Genomic DNA, 26699 nt, shown 5'->3' with positions numbered 1-26699 from the left:
GGTTTGCATCGCCATAGGTCTTCGACTTGGCATCCGCCGTTACCGTCATCGCACGCGGAGTGACCGTCAGGTTGGCCGCATTGTAGGTGATCGCGTAATTGGCGTTGCCGAGGCTGCCAAGGGTGATGCCATAGCTACCAACATTCGAATACTGCCCCGCCGAAGTTGAAAGCGATCCGGAAAGCATGTCGCCATTGACCAGGCCCGAAGTTGTATAGGTCAGCGCCGGGTTTGCATCGCCATAGGTCTTCGACTTGGCATCCGCCGTTACCGTCATCGCACGCGGAGTGACCGTCAGGTTGGCCGCATTGTAGGTGATCGCGTAGTTGGCATTGCCAAGGCTGCCAAGAGTGATCGCGTAGCCGCCCACGCCGGAATATTGTCCTGCTGAAGTCACAAGCGATCCGGAGAGCGTGTCGTTGTTGACCAAGCCTGAGGTGGTATAGGTCAGCGCCGGGTTTGCATCGCCATAGATCTTCGATTTCGCATCCGCCGTAACGGTTAGCGCACGCGGAGTGACCGTCAGGTTGGCACCGGTAAAGCTGATGTCGTAGTTCGAGTTAGCAAGCGTCCCGAGCGTGATGCCGTAGTGGCCGATTCCCGACGCCGTCGTCGCGGAGGTGACCAACGCCCCTGAGAGCGTATCGCCCGCGACGAGGCCGCTCCCACCGACGGTATAGGTGAAGCCCGGATTGGCATCGCCATAGGTACGGTGTGCGCCGTCGGCCGTGACCGTGATGGCGCGCTTGGCAATATCGGCAAGTGTCGTGGCCATGTTGGAAGCCAGCGTATAGTTTCCGGCATCCGCGCCGGCTAGCGACAGGCCGGAGATGGTGACCGTTTTGCCCGTGCCGGCATTCTTGTCGGAAAAGGCGCCGCTGAAGCCATTGCCCAGCGAAAGCGTGTCCCCCGACACCATGCCGTTGAAGACAGCGCCCGCTGTGTTCAGCGTCGCGTCCGTCGTACCGTCATACATCTTGCCGTTGGCGGTGATCCCGCCAATCGATGAGATCATAGCCCTGGCGATATCAACCGTGTCCGTGCCACCCGCCAGCGTGTAGTTCGAGGCAAGGCCGCCATTCGTACCATCGCCCAGAGCCAGCGACGCAAGCGTCACGCCCTTGCCCGAGCCGGCATTCTTGTCGGACATGGTGCCAGTGCCGGACAGCGTCAGCGTCTCGCCGCCGACCAGGTTCGACAGCGTGAAGATCGAGGCATCGAGATCCGTCGAACCGTTATAGGTGCGGCTGCCCGAGAGGTTGACGACACGCTGGCCGATATCGGCGAGCGTCGTTGCCGTATTCGTATCCAGCCTGTAGTTCTGCGCATCGACTCCGCCAAGCATCAGTCCGGAGATGCCGACCGTTTTGCCGGTACCGGCACTGGCATTGGAAAAGGCGCCGAGCGCGGTGCCGACCGTCAGGCTATCGCCTGCGATCATGCCATTGAAGACGGCGCCCGCAGTGTTCAGCGCCACATTGGTCGTGCCGTCATAGGTCTTGTTGCCGGCGGTGATGCCGGTGATCGCAGAGATCGTCGCCTTGGTGATATCGGCCGTGGCCGTCGCCGTATTGGAGGCAAGCGTATAGTTGCCGGCGTCTGTGCCGCCGAGCGAAAGCGAGGAGATGCTGACCGTCTTGCCGGTGCCGACATTCTTGTCGGCGAAGGCGCCGGTGCCGCTGCTAACCGTCAGATTATCTCCGGCGATCATGCCGGTAAAGCCAGCGCCCGACGTGTTCAACGCCGCATTGGTCGTGCCGTCATAGGTCCTATTGATTGCCGTGATGCCGGTGATGTCGGAGATCGTCGCCTTGGTGATGTTGGCCGTCGCCGTCGCCGTATTGGAGGTAAGCGTATAGTTGCCGGCGTCTGTGCCGCCGAGCAAAAGCGAGGAGATGCTGACCGTCTTGCCGGTGCCGACGTTCTTGTCGGCGAAGGCGCCGGTGCCGCCGCTGACCGTCAGACTATCTCCGGCGATCATGCCGGTAAAACCAGCGCCTGACGTGTTCAGCACGGCAGTCGTGTTGCCATTATAGGTCTTGTTGTTCGCCGTGATGCCGGTGATCGCAGAGATTGTCGCCTTCGCGATATCGGCCGTGGTCGTCGCCGTATCGGAGGCAAGCGTATAGTTGCCGACATCCGCGCCGCCAAGCGTCAGGCCGGAGATGTTGACCACCTTGCCGGTGCCGGCATTCTTGTCGGCGAAGGCACCGCTGGAGGTTGCAACCGTCAGCGCGTCGCCGGCGACCATGCCGGTGAAGCCCGCACCCGCGGTGTTCAGCGCCACATTGGTCGTGCCGTCATAAGTCTTGTTGTCGGCGGTGATGCCAGTGATCGCAGAGATTGTCGCCTTGGCGATATCGGCCGTGGTCGTCGCCGTATTGGAGGTAAGCGTATAGTTGCCGGCGTCTGTGCCGCCGAGCGAAAGCGAGGAGATGCTGACCGTCTTGCCGGTGCCGACATTCTTGTCGGCGAAGGCGCCGGTGCCGCCGCTGACCGTCATACTATCTCCGGCGATCATACCGTTAAAGACGGCACCCGCCGTGTTCAACGCCGCATTGGTGGTGCCGTCATAGGTTCTATTGATTGCCGTGATGCCGGTGATGTCGGAGATCGTCGCCTTGGCGATGTCGACCGTGTCGGTGCCGCCGATCAGCGTATAGTTCGAGGCCAGGCCGCTGCCATTGCTGAGCGACAGCGTGCCAACCGACAGCACCTTGCCGGTGCCGGCATTCTTGTCGGCCATGGAGCCCGCGCCGGTCAGCGTCAGCGTCTCGCCATTGGCGAAATTGTCGAGTGACAGATTGCCGGCGGCGACATTGGTTGTGCCGTCATAGGTTCGGCTGCCGGTCAGGCTCAGCACGCGCTGCGAAATCGTCAGTGTGCCGCTATAATCGATATAGGCCGTGCGAGGACCGTTCTCCGTCACCGAGACGATGTTGGGGTCGGAATAATTATAGGTTCCAGCATTGGTTGTGCCGGCAATCGCACCGCCCCAGGAAAGCGAGACATTGCTGGTGCCGGCGCCCGAAAGCGTCGCGCCGGTGATCATCGAATTGGCGTCACCATAGGCGCGGGTGCCGCTGCCGATCTTGACATAGTCATCATAGAGGCCGCTGCTGAGCGAGCGCAGCATCATATAGCCACCATTGGCGCCGCTCGTCGATTTGCCCCAGACATTGGCGAAATCCCAACCCGCATTGATGAAGCTGAAGGGATCGGCCATCTGGGCCGTCGTAATGCCGGTCATGCCGGTCGAGGAGCCGCTAGTGGTGCCGTCGACCTGACCGGTCGTCGCCATGTCCCAGAACGAGGCCGTGACCGTCCCGTCGTTCTGGCCAGTCAGCCCGCCGCCGCCGGTGACCGCGCCAATCGCGTAGCTGTTGCTGATCGTAGCAACCGCGTAGTTTCCGCCTACAAGCCCACCTACAGTGTCGGTGCCACTAACAGCGCCGCTGGCATAGGCATTGGTGATCGTGCCGCCGTTGTCGCCCGCCAGACCACCCGTGCGACTGCCGCCGCTGACGGAGCCGGTGGCATAGGAGCTGTTGATCGTGCCCCCCCTATCCGAGTTGTTGCCCACCAGGCCCCCCGTACCGACAGCGCCGCCGCTGACGGCACCGGTCGCATAGGCGTTGATGATCGCGCCGGAGTTGTAGCCTACAAGCCCACCCACAAAGACGTTGCTGCCGCTGACCGAGCCGGTGGCATAGGAACTGCTGATCGTACCGATGTTCATGCCAACCAGCCCGCCGACTTCAAACAGGCCGGAGACCGTAGCGGTGCTGTAGGAATTGCTGATCGTGCCGTAGTTCCAGCCGGCCAGCGCGCCGACGTTGCTGCGGACACCCGCGACCGATCCGCCAACGAGCCCAAGATTGCTGATCGATCCTGCCGAGACTGCGAACAAGCCAACCTGGTCGTAGCCGGTCACGGTGAGGCCGCTGATGGTGTGGTTGTTGCCGTTGAGGCTGCCACTGAACATCGTATTGATGTTCGCAAGCGGCACCCAGCCACCCGTCGACCAGACGCCGGAGGCGTTGGCACCCGACGTCTCGCTGGCGTCGATATTGTTGGCGAGCGTGTAGTTGCCAGTAAGGTTTGCACCGATCAGCGCCAACTGATGGAGATTCCAGATGCTGGCCACACCGTTCGAATCCGCCGTCGCGGCCTCCGAGCGCAGGATCGGGCGCATGTCCCCGACCTGATACCAGACGCCCCCGAAATCCCAGCCGGAATAGCTCGACGCGCTACGCGCCTGTCCGGTGGTGAGGCCGGTTGCCCCACAGGCGCTCCAAGCTACGCCACAGGCACTCGACTGGCCGGTGGTCTCCATGTCCCAGTAGCTGGAGGTCATGGTGCCGGAAGATAAGTTAAAACCGACCAGACCGCCGGATCTGCTGCCACCGCTCACCGCGCCTGTGGCATAGGCATTGGCGATCGTGGCCGTATTCTGTCCGACCAGACCGCCAACCACATCAGAGCCACTGACCGCACCTGTGGCATAGGCGTAGTCGATCGAGCCGAGGTTGTACCCCGTCAACCCGCCGACCGCAACGGAGCCATTGACCGCGCCTGTGGCGTAGGCATTGGTGATCGCGCCGTTGTTGAAGCCCACCAGGCCGCCGGTATAACCACCGCCGCTCTCGCTGACCGTACCGGTGGCATAGGCATTGCTGATTGTCGCGTCGTTTTCACCGACCAACCCGCCAACAATACGGTTGCCGCTGACCGCGCCGACGGCATAGGAGTAACTGATCGTGCCGCTGTTGATGCCCCCCAGCCCTCCAACATAAGTGGCACCACTCACCCCGCCCGTGGCATAGGAGTAACTGATCGTGCCGCTGTTGATGCCCCCCAGCCCTCCAACATAAGTGGCACCACTCACCCCGCCCGTGGCATGGGAATTGCTGATCGTGCCAGTGTTCCAACCGGCCAGGCCGCCAACATAAGTGCCACCGCTCACCCTGCCCGTGGCATAGGCATTGCTGATCGTGCCGTCATTTTCGCCCGCGAGTGCGCCGACAAAATCCATCCCGCTGATTGAACCGTCAACAAGGCCGACATTCGAAATGGTCGCGGAATATGCGGCATAGCCGAACAGCCCGACATAACTCGTGCCGGAGCGATTGATGGTGAGCCCCGAAATTCCATTGCCGCCGCCATTGAACGAGCCGGTGAACGCCACGCTTTCTGTGCCAATCGGCACGAACCCCGCCCCTGCATTCCAATTGGCTGTGCCGGAGGCATCAATATTGTTGGCGAGCGTCCAGTAGCTCGCCAGATTGGCGCTGGACGAACCGATGCCTTGCAGGCCGTAGATATCCGCGACTGTATAGGGTGTGGCGCTGGTGCCGTCGCCGCCGGTGACGCGCAGGAACGAGGTGCCGTTGGTGATGCGGAAGTCCTGAGCAGAAAAGGCTGGCAAGACGGCGCCGTTCTGCACCCAGCTTCCCGATGCGAGGATGAAGGCGCCGATATCCACCGCAGCCGTCGTCGTGATCGTGCCGCCGGACGACACGATCAGCCCGCTATTATGGGCCGAGATCGCGGCATTGATGTTGATATCGGAAGCAGCCGCAAGCGTCAGTGTCGTCGGCGCATTCCAGGCGATCGGCGCGGCTATGGTGATGGTACCGGCCTGCGGATTGTTGGCATCCGACGACGAGCCGGTCGTGACCGTGACATTTGCGGTCTGGAGTGCGTTGGTGAGCGTGTTGACATTGATGACGCTGTCGTTGCCGGTGGCGTTAAAGCCGCCATCCGTGTTGCTGTCCGTCGCCGTCGAGATCGTCACATTGTAGGGATCAAGCAGCAGATTGCCGAAGGAGCCATGCGCTGCCGTCAGATCGGTGAGACCGGTATAGGAAAGCTTCGCCTTGCCCGAGACCTCCGCCTCGCCGCCATTGCCCGAGATTGCGCCGCCCTTGGCCGTGATCGTGCCGGCAAAGTTCGTCAGATCGTCAGACCATAAGACGACATTGCCGCCGGTGCCCATGGTCACCGCATTGGCATTGATGACGGTATGCGCGTCGACATCAAGCGTCTCGGCATGCTGCAGCGGACCCTTCCCCTGACGGTTGCCGCCGATATTGACCGTGCCGCCGCCGGTCTTGCCGGACGCGTTGACCTTGGCGGAGGCAAGCTTGATCGACCGGCCCGTCACGGTGACTTTGCCGCCCGTACCGGCGGCGTTGCCGGCATCGAGCGAGCCCGAAACCGCCACTTCGCCGTCGCCGCCGGTGAGCGTGATATCGCCGCTCTTGCCGGAAACGCCGTTGGCCTCAATCGTGCCCGACATGTTGACCGCCTGCCGCGCCATATCCTTGGCCGCGGCGGCGGTGAGCTGTACCGTGCCGCCCCTGGCTGCGATCTTGCCGCTGTTGTCGACCAGCGCCCCACTGCCGCCAGCCTTGGTCGGCACCGCCACCTGCAGGAAACCGTCTCCCGACAGATCCAGCGTTGCCTGTTCGCCGGATCCCAAGGCCGCCTTGCCCATCGGCACGGTGATGACACCGGCATTGGCGACCGTGCCGCCGATCAGCGCCATGTAGCCGCCGCGGTTGATGGTGATCGCACCGGTATTCGTCACCGGGGCAGAGGCGCCATTACCGGTGAATGTCCGCTTGCCGCCCATGAAGTCGTCATCAGAAATGCCGAGCGTCGAGGCGACGAAGGCGCCCGCCTTGACCGTGCCTGAACTGGTGATCGCAATGCCGTTCGGATTGATCAGATAGACCTGGCCATTAGCGTTGATCTGGCCTGATATGGTCGAGCTTGTCTCACCGGTCACACGATTGAGGATGGCGGCATTGGCATCGGGTTGGACGAAGGTGACGCGATTGGCCTTGCCGACATTGAAGCTCTGCCAGTTGACGACGGCGCTGCCGCTCGTCTGGTTGATGGTCAAGGCGCCGGCCGATGGCGTCCCGATCGTGACACTACCCGCTGCCACCTGCCCGCCTGAAGGCAGGGACTGGGCCGGCGCCACCGTCGCGTGGGCAAGCGCCGTCGACGCCAGTAGCGCGACGAGCCGGACCTTGTGGGTCCGAGTTCTGTGCGAAAGCACTCCATTGCTGAACGTCCGACGGTTCGTTTGTGGGGTCATCGCTGCTATCCTAAAACTGAAACGCCGCCGAGACGGTGAAGCGGTTGTCGTTGGAGCCATCGCCGAAGTGCTCGACACGGCCGTATTCAAGATTGACGTTGGCGCTGTTGAAGCTTGCCTGCTCGGCCGCTGCCAGCCGCAGGCCGAGGCCATAGGCCGCGCCGCGCGAGAAGCCACTTTCCAGCGCCGTCGGCTGGTAGAGCTTGACGCCGCCATAGGCGCCGAACAGGTAAGGCGAAACCACGACGCCGCCGGCCGTTGTCTTTCCATCCGGCAGACTGGTTCCCTGCTGCGCCGGGAATTCCGGCCAGCCGAACGGCAAGGTGAAGCTCGCAATGAAGGGGAACTGCGCCTCGGCGCGCAGCACGAAGCCGGAATCGCCCTGCATCGAGCCGGTCGGGAAGCTCGACAGGCCCGAGGAGGAGACGAGGCCGATCTGCTCGGAATTGAGCAGCGGCTGGCCGAAGGAGGTCTGCGCCTTCGCGCGGAGATCGAAGACCAGATGCTCTACGATCGGCTGGCGATAGCCGAGATTGACCTCGACCTTCTGAAAATCGGCATCCGCACCTTGGCGTGACAAGGGCGTGCCGCTGCCATTGGCATCGGCTGCACTGCGTGCGCCAAGCCCGTTGATACCGAAAGACCCGGTCAGACCAGCACTGACGAGCGCATCGCCGGACACATACCAGGAAAGATCCGCGCCCGCGCGCAGGATGCGCAGCCGATCCTTCGACAGTGCGGCACCGCCGCCATTGAGAAGCTGCAGTTCTTCGTCCTGGGCATCGAAGCCGCCATTAAGGTTGAACGTGAGCTCGCGCGAGCGGATCAGCGGATAGGCAAGCCGGGCCGAATAGCGGGTGAAGTCCGACATGAACTGCAGCCCGGATGCGCTCGCCTCCGGCGTCGTGCGCGATGCGGTGGCTTCAAGGTTCAGCGTCAGCCCGTCGATGCCGATCGGCAGGGTTACACCGCCGGCCAAGGACCGGTTGCGCGGCGCGCCGGTGAAATAGCCTTCGTCACCGCCGAAACGCGGCGCGCCCGAGGCTCTCAGATAAAAAAGCTCGCCGAAGCCGAACACGGAGTTGAAGTCCAGACCGACGCCGGTGTTGTATTTGCCGAGCGCGTCGGTGGAATTGTTGTCGCCGGAGATGAAGCCCGTGACCGACTTGTAGCGCGCCTCGATCGTCAGCACGCTGCCGCCGGGCTTCGTGCCGCGCGACAGTGTCGAACGCAGCACCGTGCCCGGCAGGTCGCCCGCCAAAAGCAACCGACGCTCGATCTCGTCGTTGGACATCCCTTTCTCACCCACCAGCGGCGAGAGCATTTTCGCAATGCGTTCGCGGATATTGCCGGGGAGATGCGAGGTATCGATACTTTCAACGAAACCGTCGATGACAATGATGCGCAAGGTCGCTCCATCGACCAGGCGCTGCGCCGGCAGCACCACACGCACCAGGCCGTATCCCTTGGCGCCATAAGCCCGCTCGAGCTGACCCGCCGCCTCGAAGAGGGCGGCCGCCGTCACCGGACCGCCGGTCAGGCTCTTCTCCACGGACGCCTCGTCCTTAGCAAAGTCGGGAAACCCGCCCTCCACCTTGACGGCCTTCAGGTGGACGGTGAGCTTCTCGGCCCCCTTGGGCGCGACAGGGCCGGACGCTTCGGGAATGACGATGCCGCTGTTCTGCTTCTGCAACTGCGGCTCGAAGCTCTGCGGCGTCACTTGCGAGGCCGTCTGCGCAAAGGCAAGGCATGCCGGCGCCATCACGGCAACGCTCGCGGCCAGTCCCAAGGATCGGAAAAAACGGTATCCGAAAGTCAAATTGAACCTCAATCTCAGCATACGCAGTCGTGTTCGAACGAATTCCGCAAGGAATGGTCGAAAATTGCCAGCACAACCCCTTCCCGCAGCAGGACTAATAAAGTTGGCTACAGAGGTCAGCATCCATTTTTGACTTCGGAGATCTTGAGGAGTTTCCGCAGGCGAATGTCGGCAAACGCCAAGGAAGACAGACCGTCTTATTCGCAATTGCTGGCTCCTTGAGAAACCGGCGCACCACCGCTTAAAGCGTTGGCGAGCGCGCCATCGAGGATGATCAGCTTTTGCGCCTGAAACTGCGCATATTCCTCGTAGAAGCCGCGCGAAATCCACATCGGCGAATGCCCTGGCCGCCCAGCCCAGCCAAGTCCTCCGATCGCTTGGGCTTCCGAGATCTTGCGGCTTGTATGCGCACTCGAAAGGCCGGTCGCCCGGGCCAGATATGCAATAGAGCTGACATCCGTAAGATATCGCTCCGGCTGCGGGAAGCTTTGCCGATCGACACCTGCGATCAGCCGGTCCATCACCCAGCCACCCGAATCGATCCAGCTGAAGATCCTGTAGAGCGGTCCCGGCGTGCGCACCTCGGGAGTGAAGAACAGAGCATCCGCCACAAGCGGCTGGATCAACGGAAGCAAGCTCTCCCATTGCGTGGAGAACTGGACGTATCTTTGTCCATCATCGAGCAGATCGAGTGCCTGGAAATGCAGATTGTACCAGAGCGCCAGGAGAGACAGGGAATCAGGCGATGGTTTGGCCCATCCACGATGGCCAGCGACAGGACTGTCGATCGCCTGAATGACGCCATACTTCATCGATTCATCAAAGAAGGTATAGGCTGTATTGCGGCTCGCAAGACCAAGGAAGGTTGCCAGAAGGCCAAGGCTTCTACGGCTGAGACCCGGCTCTACATCGCCGATAGGCCGAAAAAAGTGGGCGACCGCGGCATGGCTTAGGAGCCAACGCTGCTGTGTCGCAAACAGCGCTGCGGATCGCGGCGATTGCTTATGAGCCTCGAACATTGCCGAAGCCAGGAAAAAAACCGCTGACGGGAAGGAAACGCGCGAAATCATGCCGCTCACGCCGCTCCATGGCCGATCGCTTGTTCCCTCGCCTGCAAGAGGTGGAAATGCCTCCGGAAATTCTACTATCTGCTCCAAGAATGCGATCTCCGGCTAGCGCATCCGCCAACGAAACCATCCAAAGTCCTCGTCAGATCGTTCCGGTCCACCTGCTGACTAGGAGCGCTGCGCCGACTCGCAATTCTTTGGCGACGATTTAAAAACTTCTCAGATTATAAAAATATGAGAAGTAAATGCCGGATCGTAGGTAACTTGTCAACGAGAATGTTTCTCATATTATTGCAATATGAGAAATCGACCGGTGTCGAATTGTACGCGCACGAGAAGGTGGGAAATTTAATGGACGCTTCATATCATCGGCAAAACCACTGGTTTGCCAAAAGGACCTGAGCGGATGCCCTTACCCAGACCGATCAACCCGTTCTACACCTTGGGCGTTCTGACCATCGCCTCCACCTTGTCCTATCTCGACCGGCAGATACTTGGTCTCCTGGCGGAGCCGCTGAGACAGGACCTTCATCTGACGGATCTGCAGATCGGCCTCCTGCAGGGTTTCACCTTCGCCATTGTTCTCGCAACCGCCGGATTGCCGCTGGGTCGCTGGGTTGATGCCGGAAACCGTGTGCGGATCGCCGCCGTTGGAATCGCGCTCTGGAGCATCATGACAGCCGCTTGCGGCTTTGCAGGCAGTTTTGGAGCTCTTTTGCTGTGCCGGACGGGTGTCGCATTGGGAGAAGCGGCCCTCACACCCGCGGCCTATTCCCTGATCAGCGATTTGTTCCCCACCCGCCGACGCGGACTTGCAATAAGCATTTACAGCACAGGCGCATTCATCGGAGCCGGTCTATCGCTCGTTTTGGCAGCAACGGTTCTTCATGAATTATCGAGCGCGGGACACGTCTTCCTTCTGTCCGGCATGCGGTACATATGGCAGATGGTATTCGTCTTCATCGGACTGCCTGGCATCGCTGTCGCCCTTTGGGCTGCAAGCCTCAAGGAACCCCGCAGGCATTCCGGAACCGTTCCAGCCGCTGTACCGGGCATGGTCGAGATCCGCGCCTATTTCTTGAATAATCGGGTGGAACTCGCGAGCCTTTATTTCTGCCTGGCCTTCGCAGCGACCCAAGCCTATAGCTACAGTGCATGGATCCCCACCATGTTGATCCGCACCTTTCATATGCCGCCAGTCGTCGTCGGCTTTAGCCTCGGACCGCTCTTGATCGCCTCGAGTGTATCGGGGTTGATCCTTGGCGCAGTACTCGGCGATAGCCTGGTTCGACGTGGTATTGCGGCCGCTCGCCCCATCCTTATGTGCGGCGCTGCCCTGGTTGCATCGCTGTTCACCGCGGCAGTACCTTTTGCTTCGACCCTCAACGTCGCGCTTGCCTTGATATCTACCGCAACATTTCTTTCCACAATCATCGTTGCGAACGGTCCTGCCGCACTTCAGGACATCACACCATCACGCATGCGTGGCATCTCAAGCGCAGTCGGCGTCCTGATTGTGACACTCATCGGCATGGGCGTCGGCCCCACGTTGGTCGGCATCGTCAGTCAGGACATTATCGGCGATCCAAGCAAGATTGGCCTCGCGCTGAGCTTCGTATCGACAATCGCTCTTATCGTCTCGTCGGCATTGGCGTTGGTGGCCATCGTCAACCACAAGTTCGAGCCGGACAACACAGCGGCACGCGCGGTATGAAAATCGAGCCTATGGAGACAAAGCCACGTTTGAAGATCAGGATTGTCAGACTGCTCTCCCGGTTCGCGCCACGAGAACTTTGCATGGCTATCAACAATCCTCAAAGGGACCGCCAGCCGCGTACCGAATGCTCGCTGTTCTTGCTCCATGGTCACACCGCATCTTATAGATTGACCTGAAAGATTCGTTGAAAGCGCGTTGCATGTCGGCCTATGAAGTCTTGGTTTCCAATATTACCCAGAGTTTTCTCGATCATGGCTATGAAGCCATGACGATGAGCAAACTGGCAAAATATTGCAATATCACGCGCCGAGGCCTCTATCATCACTTCAGCAGCAAGGAAGAAGCTTTCCAGGCAATGGTTCGCCAAAACAATGAGCGTACTCGGCAAGGCAGTCTTAGCGAAGGCAGCAGGCTGTTTTCGGCTGGCGCCGATGTCCTTGATATCGTCACAGCTGTGCTCGACGTTCGGTATGGCGATACGAGAAGAAAATTGGTGCTTTCACCTTTCGCGTTTGAAGTCAACGACTACGCGTTTCGCCTATGCCGCCCGGAGATGGTAGAAGCTGCAACAGTTTTCCAAGCCGATTTCGCCGCACTACTCGAGCAAATCATGGCAAACGGCCAACTGACTCTTCGGCCGACGATATCGGTCGAGACCTTGGTGCAGTTGCTCTGCGACGGTGCTCGTGGGACCAATCAGAGCTTTTTCGCACCGTCACCAGAGGAAATCACCGCACGCTACCGGCAGATGAGCCAAGCAATCCTGTTCGGCTGTGCCGAGCCGGCTGGGCTGTAACGGGCTCATGGAAATTCTCAGGGAATATGCTCCGAGCATGTTCGCTCTTGAGAGGAGCCGAACCAGCGACTTTTACCGAGAATGAGCGGAGTTCCGCAACAAGGCCGTCCTCGTCTCCGCTGTCCCTCCCTGATGCTGAAGACGGAAGCCAATCCCTAAGGTCTCACAAATGAGGTGTTCGACGGCTTCCACTCGGCGCTCGATGCCAACCGGGCGCAATTCTTCCATAAGCTTCCCGTCGGTCCAGGGTCGCAAGCTTGAGTCCGCCTCGCACCACCTTCCGAATGCAATGAAAAGGGCCTCTCTCGGAGGCCCTTTCGGCATTATTCAAGGATGCGAACGACCTTGCGCGTCTTCGGTTGAACGATGACGCGTTTGTGGTTGACGACGGCGTAGGCATAAGTCGGGTTATCCGGCACCGGCGTGACGACAACCGTCTCTGGAAGCGCGCGGCCCACAACGATCTGATCCTGCACGACGGCCTCGGATGGAGGCAGGGGCTGTTCCTGAACGTAGGTGACCACTTTCTCCGGCGGCGGATCGATCGCTGTACCGGCAATCGCACCGGCCACACCTCCCACGGCAGCCCCGACAGGGCCGCCGACAACCGCTCCCGTCACCGCGCCGCCCGCAGCGCCGGTTACCGTGGAAGATTGCGCGAACGCCGAACCGGCCAGAAGGCCAAGGGCAGTAACTGAAACTACAAGTCTCGTTTTCATGGCATTCTCCTTTCGATTTTCAGCTCCTATGAGCTGAAAGGAAAATTACTCAGTAAAGAGAATGTTCCTCTTCGGTTACCATCAAGAGCAATCACGAGTTAGCTGCTTGTGACAAGGTTCGTGATCAGTAACGGATTGCGAAACACCCGCCGGCTAAGCCCCCGAAAAGGCCTGTGAAAGTGCGCGTATGGGAAGAGTTCGTGGGTGGACACGGTCTGAAGCCTCGTGCCCGCGAACCATGCACCCCTCGGCGAACAGAGCCTTGCTTATGATCTTAGATGTGCCAAGGGAATACCAAGCAAAGCCGACAAGCCCGACGGTTGCTAGACACGGCGGATTTCAGCCGCCAGGGCATTGACGAGCCCGCTTTCGAACCGACCGAAGACCGCTCCTCTGTCGACGAGCGATCGTCAGCGTCTTGGGTCATGGTTGCGGTTTGGTGTGCCGAAACAGCTCCAGCCTTTCCGCGAGTTCGATCTCGGCCACCGGTTTCCCAATAATTGCAAGCACCGCTTGGGAATATTCCGCCGCGATCGCCTCCTGGCCTGTGACGAAGATACTTGGAATCCCCTGCTGGGAAAGCCAGATAGCCGCATTAGGGCCAGTGCGTCCATCGGCGAGATCGATATCCACTAGCACTCCGTCTATACTGCCAAGATCCTGTCTTTTGACGAGGTCGGTGAAGCTCATGGCGGACCCCGCAAAGATATGCCCCAAATCCTCAATCATGGCCTCAAGCTGAAAGATGATTAGCGGGTTGTCTTCAAGACAGAATATGCGCAGCGGATATGCCGAAGATGACATGGCTAAAAGGCCTCCTGGAGGTCAAAGGTCCTTCGGTGACACGCGTGCAAGGGGACCGACTTGAGTACAGCGTAGCCCCTGTGGATGAAATAGGATGGTGGGCGGCGTGCCAAAGAGGTTGTATAACGCCGAGCGGATGTAGCGTGTTCCATATCCACTCCTTTTCGGTTCCGATACTGGCGGACCTCCTCTCTCAAGCCATTCGAGATCCAGGTTCCCATCTTGTGAGACGGACCATTTCAGACTGATCCGGCCCTCTGGTTTCAAGAGGGCACCGTATTTAAGCGCATTTGTCGCGAGCTCATGGAAGCACAAGGCCAACGTCGTCGCGGCTTCGGCATTCAGCAAAATTTCCGGTCCCGCGAAACTAATGCGATCGGCGCCTTTCGCCCGATATGGGCTGAAGGTCAATTCGGCGATATGAGAGAACTCGGCTGCATCGCCATTCGCCTGGAATACCGCGGAATGTACGTTGGCAAGAGCGGCAAGCCGACCGGCGAAATCGTCGGCGAACTCATCCAGCGAAACCGCACGCCGACGCGTCATCTGGAAGATTGAGGAAATGCTGGAAAGAATGTTCTTTACCCGATGGTTGAGCTCACGCCGAAGCTCGCGCTCGCGCTCGATGTGATCCCGAACGTCTCGTTGGCGCAGGCGGGCCAAAAGGCTCGATTGAACGCCACTTAGCAATTCGAGCGCCGTTACGGGACGCTGATAGTAGAGCTGCCGCGAGCGGGGCCAAACGGTTGACAGCTCAGCCTGAACGCGGGTCGCAGGAACCATCCGATCCAATAGGATAAGGATAGGCATCTCGGACCATTCTGGCTGCTCGACAAGGTGGCGACCGATCGCCTTCTGCACCTCCGGATCGAGTGCTTCCTGGGTCGCAACCACGACACCGGGCGTTTGTGCCAACAGCGCCCTCAATTGTTCCAAGCCCTCCGCTCGCCGCGCAATGACGTCCTCCTGAGCTAAGAGTATCTCCAAATGTTCGGCGTCGCGCCGATAAGGCGCGATTACCAATACCCAGTCGAGATGGCTGTCATTCGCGGCCACGGGCGATTAGGTCTCCGGAATGGGGTTATAAGGGATCACCGCGACACCGGAGCTTTGAATGAACAATTCCCGTACGTCGAGATCGTGTGGACCGTGCCGTTTCTTCACGACGGTAATGCTCCGTCGCAGCCTACCCTCATGCTCGGTAATTCGCAGCAAAAGCACCGTGTCGCCCAGAAAGCTTACATCGACATCAATAGCGACCCCTTGTCCGAGCAGACCATGCTGCGCCACTATAAGGATGGTAAGCACGCCAGCTCGCGCCAGAAATTTCAGGAGCGATTGGATGTCTCGGACCGCCTTTTCGCGATGCGGCAATGAATTCAGATATCCCGTGAAGCTATCGATGACGACGACTTTTACCCTTTCACTGCTCACCGCTTGCTGCACGATCTGACCGAACTCACCTGGCGATATCTCATTCGGGTTGAAATCCCGGATGATCAACTGACCATCTTCGTGGAATTGGCGCAGATCCATTCCCAATCCCTCCGAACGCCGGAAGAAAGTCTCTATTCGTTCCTCAAACAGGAACAGGCCTACGCTCTCGCCTCGTTTGAGGGCCGCAGTTGCATAAAGCGAGGCCATGGTTGATTTACCAGTACCCGCCTGACCGATGACGAGCGTGGTTGTTCCCGCTTCCTGCCCACCGCCGAACATGTCATCGAGGGTATCCACACCTGACTTGATCAACTGAGGCTCGATCGCTCTCGCCACGGCGCCCGGTATGATCCGCGGGAACACGACCACGCCCTCGCCTTCTCGGATCGCCATGTCGTGATAGCCGTCCGCGACAGGCACGCCGCGCATCTTACTGACCTCGATGCGGCGGCGAACCGCGCCATATTCCTCAAGCGATTTGTCGAGACGAATGACGCCGTGAGCGATGCCATCGACCTCTTCGCCTGTTCGATCGGTCTCTGGTGTTTGGGTATCAAGCAGCAGAGCCACGATGTCGCGTTTGGCAAGAAACGCCTTGAAGGCGATCAACTCACGACGAAAGCGGGGTGAATCGCCGGTGATCAACCGAATTTCCAGCAGTGAGTCATAGACCAATCGGCTCGGTTTGTGTTCCTCAATCGCGGTTTCGATCATCTTCCGTGTCTCGTCGAGACGGAGTTCGGCCGTCTGAAAAATGGACTGGTCGGTCGCTCCCTTGATCGAATCGGAGGCCGCGAGCTCTTCCACCCGGATGCCCTCAAGCGTCCAGCCGTGGGACAGGGCGATCGCTTCCAGCTCCGCCCTCGTCTGAGACAGGCTGACATAAATGCAGCGCTCTCCGTTCGCGGCACCGGCGCGGAGGAATTGTAAAGCTGCGGTCGTCTTGCCCGACCCCGGCGCACCTTGAACGATATAGAGATTTGATGCGGGCAAACCGCCACGGAGAATTTCGTCCAGCCCGGGAATGCCGGAACTGACCACTGCCGGCTTCTTGCTCTCAACCACGTTCACCTCTCGCGTACACCAAATTGACGACGTACAACGCCCGATCACGAGATCGAGTTCCTGGATCGCGGAACAACTATGAGCAAACCACCCGCGTTTCGAAGTGTGGTTAAACGCAAATCAGTGTTTTTGAAGAGGCCAGACGCCCTGCTTTCTTTTTGAGGTGCGTGGAGGCCGCCACCTAAACGGTTTTGGCGCGCATGAAGGGCAGGCATTGCTTGCCAGAAGTCTCAATCCGGGAACAAAGCGATTACACGGTCGTTGGTCTTCATGTTGATCGAGGAGACGATGTCGCGGTTTGTGACGTCAGCTCCCAGCACACGGATAAACACGAACGCAACACCATCACGTCGCTGGTCAATAGGCGTTCGGAAGCAAAAGGAGGAAACGCTCATGGATCATAGCAACCACATACGACTGACCGAAGAAGAACTCACACAAGCTAATCTGGAAGGCGCATCCATTTATGGCGCCGATGATCATAAGATCGGTACGGTTGACCACGTGCATGGAGCCGGCAGCAGCAGCAGCGTCGTAATTGATGTCGGCGGCTTCCTTGGCATCGGTGCGAAGCCGGTATCCGTTCGAGTGACCGATCTCGATTTCATGCGTGACGAAAGCGGCGATGTCCATGGCGTGACATCTTGGACAAAGGACCAGCTGAAGGCAATGCCGGAGCATCGCGATTAAACGCTGGAGGGAGCTCCCGCATGCGGAGCCTCCCTTTCGAACCTACATCTTGGACACAGTCGCCGTCGCCGCACCCAGCGAAATTCAGATGGCGCCCGATTATATCAGGTCTCTTTTTTCATCACACGGCCACGTGATTTAAACGCCGACCGCGAGGGCCGCGCCCGAGCGCGCGCCTCAATCTCCGTTTTCCTCCGCCCGGAGCTGATCGATGGCATCCAACGCCTCGTCTGCCGACCATCCCGCACGTAGAGCCGCGGCGACGAGGCGGACGTCCACTTCTTGCTCCAGCTTGAGAAAAGAAACCTCAAGCGCTTCCTTTGCCGTGAGGACGTGATCGTCGGGTGAGATAACGTCAGGAATTCTTGCGGCCTTTGGCACGGCGTTCTCCGTCAAATCGAGGGACAGTTTTCAACAGTTTCAATTCCGCGCGGGGCGGAATTGTTCCGTTTCCGCGTTTGTCCGTGGGTTAAAGATGTCTGGCTTGAACAAACTACTCAGAAGCTCCCAAAATGTTCCACTCGATAGACAACTCGCCGGGGAATATGAGGTCGGCGATTGACGAAGTCCCTGGGCGGACGGCGAAATGGCCAACGGCGACCATGCGCTAAGCTGGCGAGGAAATAGAGGAACACACCTCTTTCAATGGTCATCAGGAACTTTCCGCATGGTGCCTCGTTCTGGCACTGGAAGGGCTCCCCGCCTTCCTTTCGGTTCTCCTGACCGACGCCGATAGCTGCTCGCTCGCGGCTATCGGCATTCCCTCAATACAAGGATGCGGCATCACAGATACCCTGAAGACCAATGATCCCCAGTTCGCCTGCGCTCCTCGGCCCTCCCCTGCCCTTGTCTTCGGAGAACTAGCGGCCGATGCGTTTTTTTGGGTGGCACGGCCGGGCATGAACCAGGCTTTGAGGTCGCTCCATCGCGCGCGGGAAACGGAACTTACGATGACGTCCCGGCTCGATCTCCGCCAAAGCCGTCCGAGCTCGCGCTGCAGGCGTGCCTCAGCCAATCCGAAAAGGCGCGCACTTTCTGGCGCGCTTCGGCGCGGGCCGGCCAGAGTGCGTAGTAGCCGTAGCCGCTGTCGATAATCCGCTCGAATGGAGCGACCAGCTCGCCGCTTTGGAGATCTTGGCGCGAAAAGGCAAGATCGCCCATCGTCACGCCATAGCCGCTCGCAGCAGCGGTCATCGCGAAATCCTGCGTGTCGAAGACTTGATGACGGGCCGCCTGGAACGAATAGACGCCTTCGGCCTGCAGCCAAAGGGTCCAGTCGCTATGGCGCGGATTGGAATGCAGCAGAACGCAGTTCTGCAGGTTTTTGACCGCGGGCGGATCGCCCAGTTTCGATAGAAACTGTGGCGAGCACATCGGCGTCAACTGCTCCCGCAATAGCGGCAGCACGTCCATTCCGGGCCAGTTACCATTGCCGTAGGTGATCAGCATGTCGATATCGCCGACCGAAAATGTCGGCCTCAGGAACCAGGCGGTATCGATATTGATGTTCAGGTCCTCGTGATGCCTGTGGAGATCCGGCAGGCGCGGCAGGAACCATTTGCGCGCGAAGGTCGGCGGCATGCGGATGGTCAGCGAGCGCACTGTCGTTCGCGTCGCCTCGAACGAGGTCTTCAGCGACGCCAGCAATCCGTCGACGATCGGAATCAGCGCCATGCCGCGCTCCGTCAGCGCCACCTTGCGGGTGTGGCGTTCGAACAGGCTGCAGCCGAAATAATGCTCGAGCTGCTGCACCTGCCGGCTGATCGCGCTCTGACTGAGGTTGAGCTCCGCCGCCGCCGCTGTGAAACTGCCCGTTTCCGCGACAACGGAAAAGGTCTGCAGGGTCTGCAGCGGCGGCAACCTGTTGTGATCGAACCTTGGCTCCATTCCCTACCCGGCTTCTTTGCTGTCTCGAACGGCAAGCATTAAAGCATGTGGATGGAATGGCAACCGATCCGCTCAGGCGATCGCCCGACGCACGGTCTCGATGGCTTGCCGGACCCTTCGCGGCGCCGTGCCGCCCCTGTGATCGCGGCTAGCAACCGATCCCTCGACCGTCAGCACCTCGAAGACATCCTCGCGAATACCAGGCGCAAAGGCCTGCATCTCGGCAAGGGAAAGCTCCGAGAGCGTCGGAAGGGCCTTGTCGCGGGCCGCACCGACGATCGCGGCGACCGCATGGTGCGCATCGCGGAACGGAACGCCGGCGCGGACGAGGTAATCGGCAAGGTCGGTTGCGGTCGAATAGCCTTGAGTAGCGGCCGCGAGCATCCTTGCGTGCTTGACCGTGATGGTCGGGATCATTTGCGCCGTGACGCTGACGGCGGCGCGGACGGTCTCAAGCGTATCGGTCAGCGGCGGCTTCGATTCCTGCTGGTCCTTGTTGAAGGCAAGCGGCTGGCTTTTCATGAGCGCGGCCGAAAAGGCGAGATTGCCCATGACGCGGGCGGCCTTGCCGCGCACCAGCTCGGCCAGATCCGGATTGCGCTTCTGGGGCATGATCGAGGAACCGGTGCAGAACTGATCGCCGACCTCGATGAAACCGAACATCGGCGTGCACCAGAGAATGACTTCCTCGCTGAAACGCGACAGGTGCCCCATGATGATCGAGCCGGCGCTGCAGACATCGACGACATAATCGCGATCGGAGACGGCGTCGAGCGAGTTGGCGAAGGAGGTAGAAAAGCCAAGCTTGGACGCGCTGTATTCAGGATCAATCGGATAACCGGTGCCCGCAAGCGCCGCCGCGCCAAGCGGCGAAATGTTGAGCCGTTCGCGTGCCGCGCCAACCCGGTCGAGATCGCGCAGGAACATTTCGACATAGGCCATCAGGTGATGGCCGAAGGTGACGGGCTGCGCCACCTGCAAATGCGTGAAGCCGGGCATGATCGCATCGGCATGTTTCTCAGCGAGATCGACAAAGGCGCCGATCAGCGTCTTGAGATCGCCGCCGAGAAGATCCAGTTGCTCGCGGGCATAGAGACGAATGTCGGTCGCCACCTGGTCGTTGCGCGATCTTGCCGTGTGCAGCTTCTTGCCCGCATCGCCGATAAGCGCGATCAGCCGATCCTCGACATTGGTGTGGACGTCTTCGAGTTCGGTCTTCCATTCGAAGGCACCTGAACGCATCTCTTCGGCCACCTTGTCGAGACCGGCCTGAATCTGCGCGTTGTCCTCCGCGGTCAGAATGCCCGCGCGCGCAAGCATCTCGGCGTGGACCTTCGATCCGGCGACGTCGTGCAAGGCGATGCGCTTGTCTTGATCAAGGCACTCATGAAAGCTCTCGAAATCCCTGGAGACGGCCTCCTTGAACAGCGGCGACCATGTGACTTCTTTCTGATTCCTCATCGCGGTCTTCCCTTTTGAACGAATGCCGCCCTCCTCCGGGCGCACTCCCTATTGAAGCAGCGCCAGCAGGCTGCTGGCGTCGGTCTGATTTTCGAGATCGAGAACGAAGTCGCTGAGGGCGTCGACCCTTGATGCCGGCAGCACCATGGCGGCAAGCGCGGCATATTTGCCGATCAGTCGCTCATCACTCAGCGGGTTCTGCGGGCCTCCAAGAGGAAATTCGACGACGAGCTGATGCCGTTCGCCGGATGTCGTGACGATGGTGATCGCCGGCTCGTCCTCGTCCTTCATGGAGGGATCAATTCGCACCGTGATGCGATCCATCAACAGGCCGATCTCCACGGCCGACCACGCGGCCTCTTCAAGCTCGGCCAGAAAGACCTTGCCGTAGCGCAGCCGGGCCGCCAGGGCATAGGGCAAGCTCATCTGGGCCTGTGCGCGCGACTCGATGATCTTGCCGCCGCACATGCCATACTGGAAGCCGCTGATATCGACCTCGATGGCGGCGATATCGTCGGGCTTGAGACCATGACGTTGTAGCATGATATCAAGCGCATCGATGCCCGCATGCGTGCCACGGCAGGTGGCATGCGGCTTGATCGAGCATCGGTTCAGGCGCCAGTTGTGTCCGAAGTCGCGGATCAGCGCCTGCGGATCGCCCTTGCCGGCGCCGAAAGTCGCAAAAAAGCTGCCCCAGCGCTCCACCTCGAAGACGCTATCAGGCCCCTCGAATCCCTGCCGTGCGAGATAGGCGGCCATAAGCCCGCCTTCGGCGGCGCGGCCGGCATGAAGCTTCTTGGTCGAGCTGCCATTGCGGATGAAGGCCCAGGTTCCACCAGCAAAGGAGCAAGCGGAGCCGAGAGCGGAGGCCATTGCATTGACATCGAGGTTCACGATGCTGCCGACGGCAGCGGCAGCGCCGAATGAACCGCAAGTGCCTGTCGAATGCCAGCCAAGACCGTTGTGCTCTTCATATCCGCCGACCGCCTCCAGCACGCGACGGCCGACTTCATAGCCGAGCAGGACGCTGCGCAGCAGCACGCTGCCGCTCACTGGCTGGCTTCGATCGCCAAGCGCGGCGACCACAGCTGGAAGGACGACGGCGCCGGAATGATCGCAACCGCCGCTGTCATCAAGCTCGTAGGCATGGGCCGATACGCCGTTGACGAAGGCGGCTGTCCTTGCGTCCGACGCGATCGGTCGTCCCCAGATCGCGGCATGACCGGTCTGGGCCTTGATATCAAGCATCGCCACGACCGCATTGGTTTCGCGAGAGGCCGAGCCGGCGATGGCCGCTCCCAGCGTATCGAGAATATGGAGCTTCGCCTTGTGAATGGTCTCGGGCGGAAAAGCTTCATAGCTCGTCGAGCACACAAGCTCCGCCAGTGCCTGTGTCAGATTATCGCTCACGGGGCCGTTCCTCATCGACATAGGCTTCGTAGACATTGATCGGGTGATCGCCCGGTGCGGCAAGGCCCTTATTGGCATGCCAGCGCGCGACATCCGCCGCCGTCGCCAGCCACACGTCACCGAAGCTTGTGATATGGGCGAGCAAGGCTTCGACGAGCGCGATCCGGCCCGGCGTGCCGGTCCATTCCGGGCGAAGCTGGATGACATAGCAAAGGCCGTATTTGCGATAGGCATCGAACTCGGCGATCCAGTTGCCAAGAACCGCCTCATAAGACGGAATGCGGCTTTGCCCTTTTGGAAAGGCCGGGGTGAAATTGAACTGGAAATAGGGCCGATCTTCCAGCTCGATGTGAACCGGGATCTCCACCAGCGACGAGGAATGGCTGTAGGGCACATCGTCTCCGTTCAGCGATGCCGACCAGGTATATCCCGCCTCAACCAGTAGCCGGTCGAAGTGATGCGGCCAGTTGCCGGCAGGCAACCGGAAGCCGGAAACCTCATTCGATGCGATCCCGCTCAACCTGTCACGGCTGCGCTTGAGTAGGTCCGCGGCGGCAGGCGCATCCATCGCGTCATAGCGCTCGAAATCCCAGCCGTGGCTCTCGATCTGATGGTGTGGCGCCACGATATCGCGCAGCAACCGTTCGTGTTTCTCCGCAACGATGCCGGGCACGAACCAGCTGGTGGATATGCCAGCATCGGCAAAGACGTTGCAGAGACGCTCGACGCCGCGCGCGGCGCCATATTGCCAGACCGAAAAGCTCTTGCTGCGCCCTTTGAGATCCGGCGCCTGCACGACGGCATCGAGCCCATCGTCGAAGATCACCGAGACGATCGCCGCGCATGTCTTGCCCCGTGGCCAGAAACCTTCAAATGCCGTGCTGCTCATGCGGCCTTCTCCGGATGTTGTGCGATCCACCACTTCGCGATTTCCGCGCAGTGTGTCGCCCAGACGCTGTCGCCATGGCTGGTGATCGCCTTGAACAGACCCTCGAGGATCGCAAGCCGACCAGGTTTGGCGCAGACTTTCGGATGCAGGATCGTCGTCCAGCAGAGCCCTTCGCGGTGATAGCCTTCGAATTCGGCGCACCAGTTCCTTTGAACATCGGCGTAACCGAAGATGCGGTCGAGGCCGATGGGAAAATCAGGCTCTTCGCTGTAGGCGAGCGCGGTATAATCATCGATATCCCAGCGGCCCGGAATCTCGACCAGCCCACGACCGAGCGATGCCGTGTGAAAATAAGGCCTGTCGTCGCCGCGCATAGAGCTCGAATAGATGACGCCGAACTCGTGCAGCAATTGCGCGGTCTCGTCACTCCAGTCGCCGGAGGGCGTGCGGAAGCCGACCGGCGTCACACCCATGCGGCTTTGAAAGATGTCGCGGGAGCGCCCCATGATGTCGAGCTGCTGCTGCCGGCTGCAGTCGATGAAAACCTCGTGATAGTGGCCGTGATAAGCGATCTCATGCGCATCCCGAAGGATCCGTTCGCATTGCGACGGCCAATGTTCGACCACCCAGGTCGGCACGAAGAAGGTCGCTTTGAGCCCATGAGCCGCGAGCAGATCGAGAAGCCGCGGCAATGCCCGCCACGGACCATAGGCGCCTTGCGTGAAATAGCGGGGATTGGAGAGCAGCGAGCCGTCAAGCATCGCATCGCCCGTCGGGCCATCGACATCGAAGGCAAGCGCCACAGCCGATTGCCGGCCTGCCGGCCACAGGCTTGGTCTTGCCGATTTGATTGCACTCTTCGCAGTCATGGGACTCTGCATGCGCTTCAAGGTGTTTGGGACGCAGCCATCCATCCGCGGGCGCTGAGACACCCCGGCCGATGACTGCCTACGATGGAAAGGGAAGCGCCGCTCTTATCGCGGCGCTTCTTCAAGCTTTACTTGACGCCGTTGATCACGGCTTTCGGAACGGCATTGTGGATGAGGCCCCACTTCTTGAGGATCTCGTCATAGGTGCCGTCCTTGATCAGCCCATCGAGAGCACCGGCAACCGCATCGCGAAGCGCGGTGTGGTCCTTCTTGAAACCAATGCCAAATGTGTCGTTGCTGAGCAGCGGCTCGCCGACGAGCGTGTAGGTGTTCGGCTCGATACGCATCTGGTAGGCGATCGTTTCGATGCCCTGCACGACCGCGTCATAACGGCCCTGCTTCATGCCGAGACGGGCGGCGTTCGAATCCGCTGTTCCCTCGAACTTGATGGCGGGCTTGCCCTTGCCTTCGCAATTCTGCGCGCTCCAGGCCTTGACGTTATCACCGAAGGAGGTGCTGCGGCTTCCGGCAACTGTCTTGCCGCAAAGGTCGGTCGCCTGCTTGTAGGTGGCGGCATTGGCATTGACGGTGAAGAGGATCGGGCCGCTGGTGATGTAATCGACGAAGTCCATACTGGCCTGGCGCTTCACGTTGTCGCTCATGCCGGAGATGATCATGTCGGCGCGGCCGGTCTGAAGGCCGCTCTGCAGCTCCTGGAAGGCGGAGGTCACGAACACGGTCGTCAAGTTGAGCTTCTTGGCGATCGCATTCGCCAGGTCGACGTCGAAGCCATCGATCGTGCCGGTATCCGGATTGACGAACTCCATGGGCGGATAGATCGGGTTGGTCATGATGCGTAACTCGCCGTCCTTGATGAGGTTCAGGCTCGAGTCCGCGGAGGCGGCAGTGGCCGCGAGCGAAAGCAGGGCCGCCGAAACGGCGAGACGAATGAGTTTCATGCGATTGTCCTCTGATGATCTTGCTTCGGATTTTTCTTGTTAAAGCACCGCAGAGATGAAGTTCTTCACTCTGGGATTCCTGGGGTTTTCCAATATGTCGTTGGGCGTCCCGGTCTCGACGATCATGCCGGCATCCATGAAGACGACACGGTCGGCAACCTCTCGGCAAAAGCCGATTTCATGGGTGACGACGATCATCGTCGTCCCGGAGGCGGCAAGCTCCTTCATGACGCCGAGGACTTCGCCGACAAGTTCGGGATCGAGTGCCGAGGTCGGCTCGTCGAAGAGCATGGCCCTCGGTTTCATGGCGAGCGCACGGGCAATGGCGATGCGCTGCTGCTGACCACCGGACAACTCGCCTGGATAGGCGCCCGCCTTGTCGGCGAGGCCGACACGCCGCAGAAGAACGCGCGCCTCGGCGAGGCACTCCTGCTTCGGCCGCTTCTGCACGCCGACCGGACCTTCGATGATGTTCTGGAGGACCGTGCGATGCGGGAAGAGATGAAACTTCTGGAAGACCATGCCGACGGCCTGCCGCTGGCGGGCGATCTCCCGATCCGGCAGCGGAAAGAGCCGATTGCCTTCGCGGCGATAGCCGGCGATTTCATCTTCGACCGTGACATAGCCGGCATCGATCTGTTCGAGCTGGTTGATGCAGCGCAGGAAGGTGCTTTTTCCCGAACCGGAAGGTCCGATAATGCAGACGACTTCGCCTTTCTTGATCTCGAAATCGATATCCTTCAGGACATGAAACGTGCCGAAGTACTTCTGCAGGCCGTGCGCCTTGATGATCGCGTCCATCAGCTTGCCTCTCCGGTGAGAGTCTGGTTGGCCGCCTGCTGGGCGCCCGCATCCCGCCTGCCCCAGCCCCTGGAGAAATGCCGCTCGATATAGATCTGTGCGATGCTGAGGATGGTGACGACGACCATGTACCAGATGGCGGCGACGATCAGCAGTTCGATGACCCGCGAGTTGACATAGTAGATGTCCTCGACGTTTTTGAGCACTTCCGAATATTGAATGACGCTGGCAAGCGAGGTGAGCTTCACCATGCCGATGGTTTCATTGCCGATCGGCGGGACGATGACACGCATGGCCTGCGGCAGAACGATTTTCAGTGTTGCCCGCAGTTTCGTCATGCCGATCGATTGGGCTGCTTCCATCTGCCCCTTGTCGATCGACAGAAGGCCGGCGCGCACGACTTCGGCGGTATAAGCACCCTGCTGAATGCCAAGGCCAAAGAGGGCGGCAACGAAGGGTGTCATGACATCGACGGTGCGGAGCGACCACAATCCGGGAATACCGATCGTCGGGAAGATCAAGGCAAGATTGAACCACAGGAGAAGCTGCAGCAACGCCGGCGTGCCGCGGAACAGCCAGATATAGCCGACCGAGATACCGCGCAGAACCGGATTGTCCGACATGCGCATGATTGCGGCAACGACACCGAGAACGATGCCGACGATCATGGCGCAGAAGGTCATGATGATCGTGTTGCCGACACCCGCCATGACGGCCCTGGTGAACAGGTTCTGTCCGACATATTCCCAGGCGATATCGCCCTTCCAGAAGGCTCTCGCCAGAAGAACAAGCAGGATGACGCAGATCGCCGCCATGATCTTCGTGCCTATTTTTCGCTGCGGCACGATCACAAGCGCATTCACGTCCAGTGGCGCTGAATTCATCAAATTTCGATCCCCTGAGCTCGTTGGTGAGCTTCCGTTTTCTAATGGGAAAAGCTTACGTTGCTTTTGAATTCGGCCACAAACGAGATTTGAACATGCAATTTATGCGCCTTCCGCATAAATCCCGGCATTCACCAGGACGTGACGCCGTCTCGCTGCCTTTAACAGAGACGCGAGGAACGACCGACGCGAATAATCTGATCAACCAATTGACGGCAATGCCATACCGGTGCTGTTGCTGACCGGAAGAAGAAGCCGAGGCTGAATGGCGGCACCATGGAATGAGGCAGAGGATCTCGCACGATCGCTTACGGATA

Annotated in this window: 19 protein-coding genes and 1 pseudogene; 4 read left to right on the top strand and 16 right to left on the bottom strand. The window is 60.0% G+C overall.

Annotated features, from left to right (window positions below; all coding sequences use genetic code 11):
* The 3 genes from FBZ97_RS27155 to FBZ97_RS27145 form a co-directional block, all read right to left on the bottom strand.
* Positions 1-7108, bottom strand: a 7108-nt coding sequence (locus tag FBZ97_RS27155; protein ID WP_145651033.1) for a YDG domain-containing protein, incomplete at its 3' end; no start/stop codon positions are given.
* 10 nt (positions 7109-7118) lie between these two features.
* Positions 7119-8870 carry a ShlB/FhaC/HecB family hemolysin secretion/activation protein gene (locus tag FBZ97_RS27150; RefSeq protein ID WP_246661872.1) on the bottom strand — a complete coding sequence of 584 codons (1752 nt, stop codon included), beginning with the start codon at positions 8868-8870 and terminating at the stop codon, positions 7119-7121.
* 254 nt (positions 8871-9124) lie between these two features.
* Positions 9125-10084: a hypothetical protein gene (locus FBZ97_RS27145; RefSeq protein ID WP_145322956.1), complete on the bottom strand. Its 960-nt coding sequence runs from the start codon at positions 10082-10084 to the stop codon at positions 9125-9127.
* A gap of 316 nt (positions 10085-10400) precedes the next feature.
* Here FBZ97_RS27145 and FBZ97_RS27140 point away from each other — a divergent pair, with 316 nt between their 5' ends.
* From FBZ97_RS27140 to FBZ97_RS34835, 3 genes and pseudogenes are all read left to right on the top strand, one after another.
* On the top strand, positions 10401-11708 hold the full coding sequence (locus FBZ97_RS27140; protein ID WP_246661859.1) for an MFS transporter: 1308 nt from the start codon (positions 10401-10403) through the stop codon (positions 11706-11708).
* A gap of 202 nt (positions 11709-11910) precedes the next feature.
* Entirely contained in the window at positions 11911-12507 is a 597-nt protein-coding gene (locus FBZ97_RS27135) for a TetR/AcrR family transcriptional regulator (RefSeq protein ID WP_145322953.1), read from the top strand.
* A 100-nt stretch (positions 12508-12607) separates the two neighbouring features.
* A pseudogene (locus FBZ97_RS34835) lies at positions 12608-12753 on the top strand (alpha/beta hydrolase); the annotation flags it as partial.
* 77 nt (positions 12754-12830) lie between these two features.
* Here FBZ97_RS34835 and FBZ97_RS27125 read toward each other — a convergent pair.
* The 4 genes from FBZ97_RS27125 to FBZ97_RS27110 all read right to left on the bottom strand — a co-directional run bounded on the left by FBZ97_RS27125 (position 12831) and on the right by FBZ97_RS27110 (position 16532).
* The gene (locus tag FBZ97_RS27125; protein ID WP_145322951.1) at positions 12831-13226 is read right to left on the bottom strand and encodes a DUF1236 domain-containing protein; all 396 of its coding nucleotides are present in this window, start codon (positions 13224-13226) and stop codon (positions 12831-12833) included.
* A gap of 423 nt (positions 13227-13649) precedes the next feature.
* Positions 13650-14030, bottom strand: a complete 381-nt coding sequence (locus FBZ97_RS27120; protein ID WP_113420253.1) for a response regulator — start codon at positions 14028-14030, stop codon at positions 13650-13652.
* A gap of 21 nt (positions 14031-14051) precedes the next feature.
* On the bottom strand, positions 14052-15086 hold the full coding sequence (locus tag FBZ97_RS27115) for a sensor histidine kinase (RefSeq protein ID WP_113395635.1): 1035 nt from the start codon (positions 15084-15086) through the stop codon (positions 14052-14054).
* 6 nt (positions 15087-15092) lie between these two features.
* Positions 15093-16532 (bottom strand): ATPase domain-containing protein, encoded by a 1440-nt coding sequence (locus FBZ97_RS27110; RefSeq protein ID WP_162748798.1) that lies wholly within the window; start codon positions 16530-16532, stop codon positions 15093-15095.
* Between the two features lie 393 nt (positions 16533-16925).
* On the opposite strand from FBZ97_RS27110, the gene FBZ97_RS27105 reads away from it, so the two are divergent.
* Complete coding sequence (locus FBZ97_RS27105) at positions 16926-17222, top strand: PRC-barrel domain-containing protein (RefSeq protein WP_113420254.1); 297 nt, start codon at positions 16926-16928, stop codon at positions 17220-17222.
* 177 nt (positions 17223-17399) lie between these two features.
* Here FBZ97_RS27105 and FBZ97_RS27100 read toward each other — a convergent pair whose 3' ends face one another.
* From FBZ97_RS27100 to FBZ97_RS27060, 9 genes are all read right to left on the bottom strand, one after another.
* On the bottom strand, positions 17400-17603 hold the full coding sequence (locus tag FBZ97_RS27100; RefSeq protein WP_113420328.1) for a hypothetical protein: 204 nt from the start codon (positions 17601-17603) through the stop codon (positions 17400-17402).
* A gap of 564 nt (positions 17604-18167) precedes the next feature.
* Positions 18168-19109, bottom strand: a complete 942-nt coding sequence (locus FBZ97_RS27095; protein ID WP_113352151.1) for a LysR substrate-binding domain-containing protein — start codon at positions 19107-19109, stop codon at positions 18168-18170.
* A 72-nt stretch (positions 19110-19181) separates the two neighbouring features.
* Entirely contained in the window at positions 19182-20570 is a 1389-nt protein-coding gene (gene argH, locus FBZ97_RS27090; protein ID WP_113420256.1) for an argininosuccinate lyase, read from the bottom strand.
* A 48-nt stretch (positions 20571-20618) separates the two neighbouring features.
* Positions 20619-21980, bottom strand: coding sequence for an MmgE/PrpD family protein (locus FBZ97_RS27085; protein WP_145322949.1), 1362 nt, complete (start codon positions 21978-21980; stop codon positions 20619-20621).
* Positions 21970-22869: a polysaccharide deacetylase family protein gene (locus tag FBZ97_RS27080; RefSeq protein WP_145322947.1), complete on the bottom strand. Its 900-nt coding sequence runs from the start codon at positions 22867-22869 to the stop codon at positions 21970-21972. The genes FBZ97_RS27085 and FBZ97_RS27080 overlap by 11 nt, the downstream gene beginning before the upstream one ends.
* Positions 22866-23738 carry a polysaccharide deacetylase gene (locus FBZ97_RS27075; protein WP_233788532.1) on the bottom strand — a complete coding sequence of 291 codons (873 nt, stop codon included), beginning with the start codon at positions 23736-23738 and terminating at the stop codon, positions 22866-22868. The genes FBZ97_RS27080 and FBZ97_RS27075 overlap by 4 nt, the downstream gene beginning before the upstream one ends.
* Positions 23739-23866: 128 nt before the next feature.
* Positions 23867-24697 (bottom strand): ABC transporter substrate-binding protein, encoded by an 831-nt coding sequence (locus tag FBZ97_RS27070; RefSeq protein WP_113420260.1) that lies wholly within the window; start codon positions 24695-24697, stop codon positions 23867-23869.
* Positions 24698-24736: 39 nt separating this feature from the next.
* A complete protein-coding gene (locus tag FBZ97_RS27065) occupies positions 24737-25498 on the bottom strand; it encodes an amino acid ABC transporter ATP-binding protein (RefSeq protein WP_145322945.1) in 762 nt (253 codons plus the stop codon).
* A complete protein-coding gene (locus tag FBZ97_RS27060; RefSeq protein WP_113420262.1) occupies positions 25498-26382 on the bottom strand; it encodes an amino acid ABC transporter permease in 885 nt (294 codons plus the stop codon). Before FBZ97_RS27060 ends, FBZ97_RS27065 begins: the two co-directional genes overlap by 1 nt.
* Positions 26383-26699: the final 317 nt, after the last annotated feature.

Origin of the sequence: Rhizobium sp. ERR 942, assembly GCF_007828395.1 — a bacterium.
Taxonomy (GTDB): domain Bacteria; phylum Pseudomonadota; class Alphaproteobacteria; order Rhizobiales; family Rhizobiaceae; genus Rhizobium; species Rhizobium dioscoreae.
The sequence above is the reverse complement of the archived record's forward strand: the minus strand, read 5'-3'. Positions and strand labels throughout refer to the sequence as shown.

What these genes read in the sequence shown, in the direction of transcription:
- FBZ97_RS27150 (WP_246661872.1), bottom strand. Translation starts at nt 8,870, where the DNA reads ATGGCGCCGGCATGCCTTGCCTTTGCGCAGACGGCCTCGCAAGTGACG.
- FBZ97_RS27140 (WP_246661859.1), top strand. Translation starts at nt 10,401, where the DNA reads ATGCCCTTACCCAGACCGATCAACCCGTTCTACACCTTGGGCGTTCTG.
- FBZ97_RS27135 (WP_145322953.1), top strand. Translation starts at nt 11,911, where the DNA reads ATGTCGGCCTATGAAGTCTTGGTTTCCAATATTACCCAGAGTTTTCTC.
- FBZ97_RS27125 (WP_145322951.1), bottom strand. Translation starts at nt 13,226, where the DNA reads ATGAAAACGAGACTTGTAGTTTCAGTTACTGCCCTTGGCCTTCTGGCC.
- FBZ97_RS27120 (WP_113420253.1), bottom strand. Translation starts at nt 14,030, where the DNA reads ATGTCATCTTCGGCATATCCGCTGCGCATATTCTGTCTTGAAGACAAC.
- FBZ97_RS27105 (WP_113420254.1), top strand. Translation starts at nt 16,926, where the DNA reads ATGGATCATAGCAACCACATACGACTGACCGAAGAAGAACTCACACAA.
- FBZ97_RS27095 (WP_113352151.1), bottom strand. Translation starts at nt 19,109, where the DNA reads ATGGAGCCAAGGTTCGATCACAACAGGTTGCCGCCGCTGCAGACCCTG.
- argH (WP_113420256.1), bottom strand. Translation starts at nt 20,570, where the DNA reads ATGAGGAATCAGAAAGAAGTCACATGGTCGCCGCTGTTCAAGGAGGCC.
- FBZ97_RS27080 (WP_145322947.1), bottom strand. Translation starts at nt 22,869, where the DNA reads ATGAGCAGCACGGCATTTGAAGGTTTCTGGCCACGGGGCAAGACATGC.
- FBZ97_RS27075 (WP_233788532.1), bottom strand. Translation starts at nt 23,738, where the DNA reads ATGACTGCGAAGAGTGCAATCAAATCGGCAAGACCAAGCCTGTGGCCG.
- FBZ97_RS27070 (WP_113420260.1), bottom strand. Translation starts at nt 24,697, where the DNA reads ATGAAACTCATTCGTCTCGCCGTTTCGGCGGCCCTGCTTTCGCTCGCG.
- FBZ97_RS27065 (WP_145322945.1), bottom strand. Translation starts at nt 25,498, where the DNA reads ATGGACGCGATCATCAAGGCGCACGGCCTGCAGAAGTACTTCGGCACG.
- FBZ97_RS27060 (WP_113420262.1), bottom strand. Translation starts at nt 26,382, where the DNA reads ATGAATTCAGCGCCACTGGACGTGAATGCGCTTGTGATCGTGCCGCAG.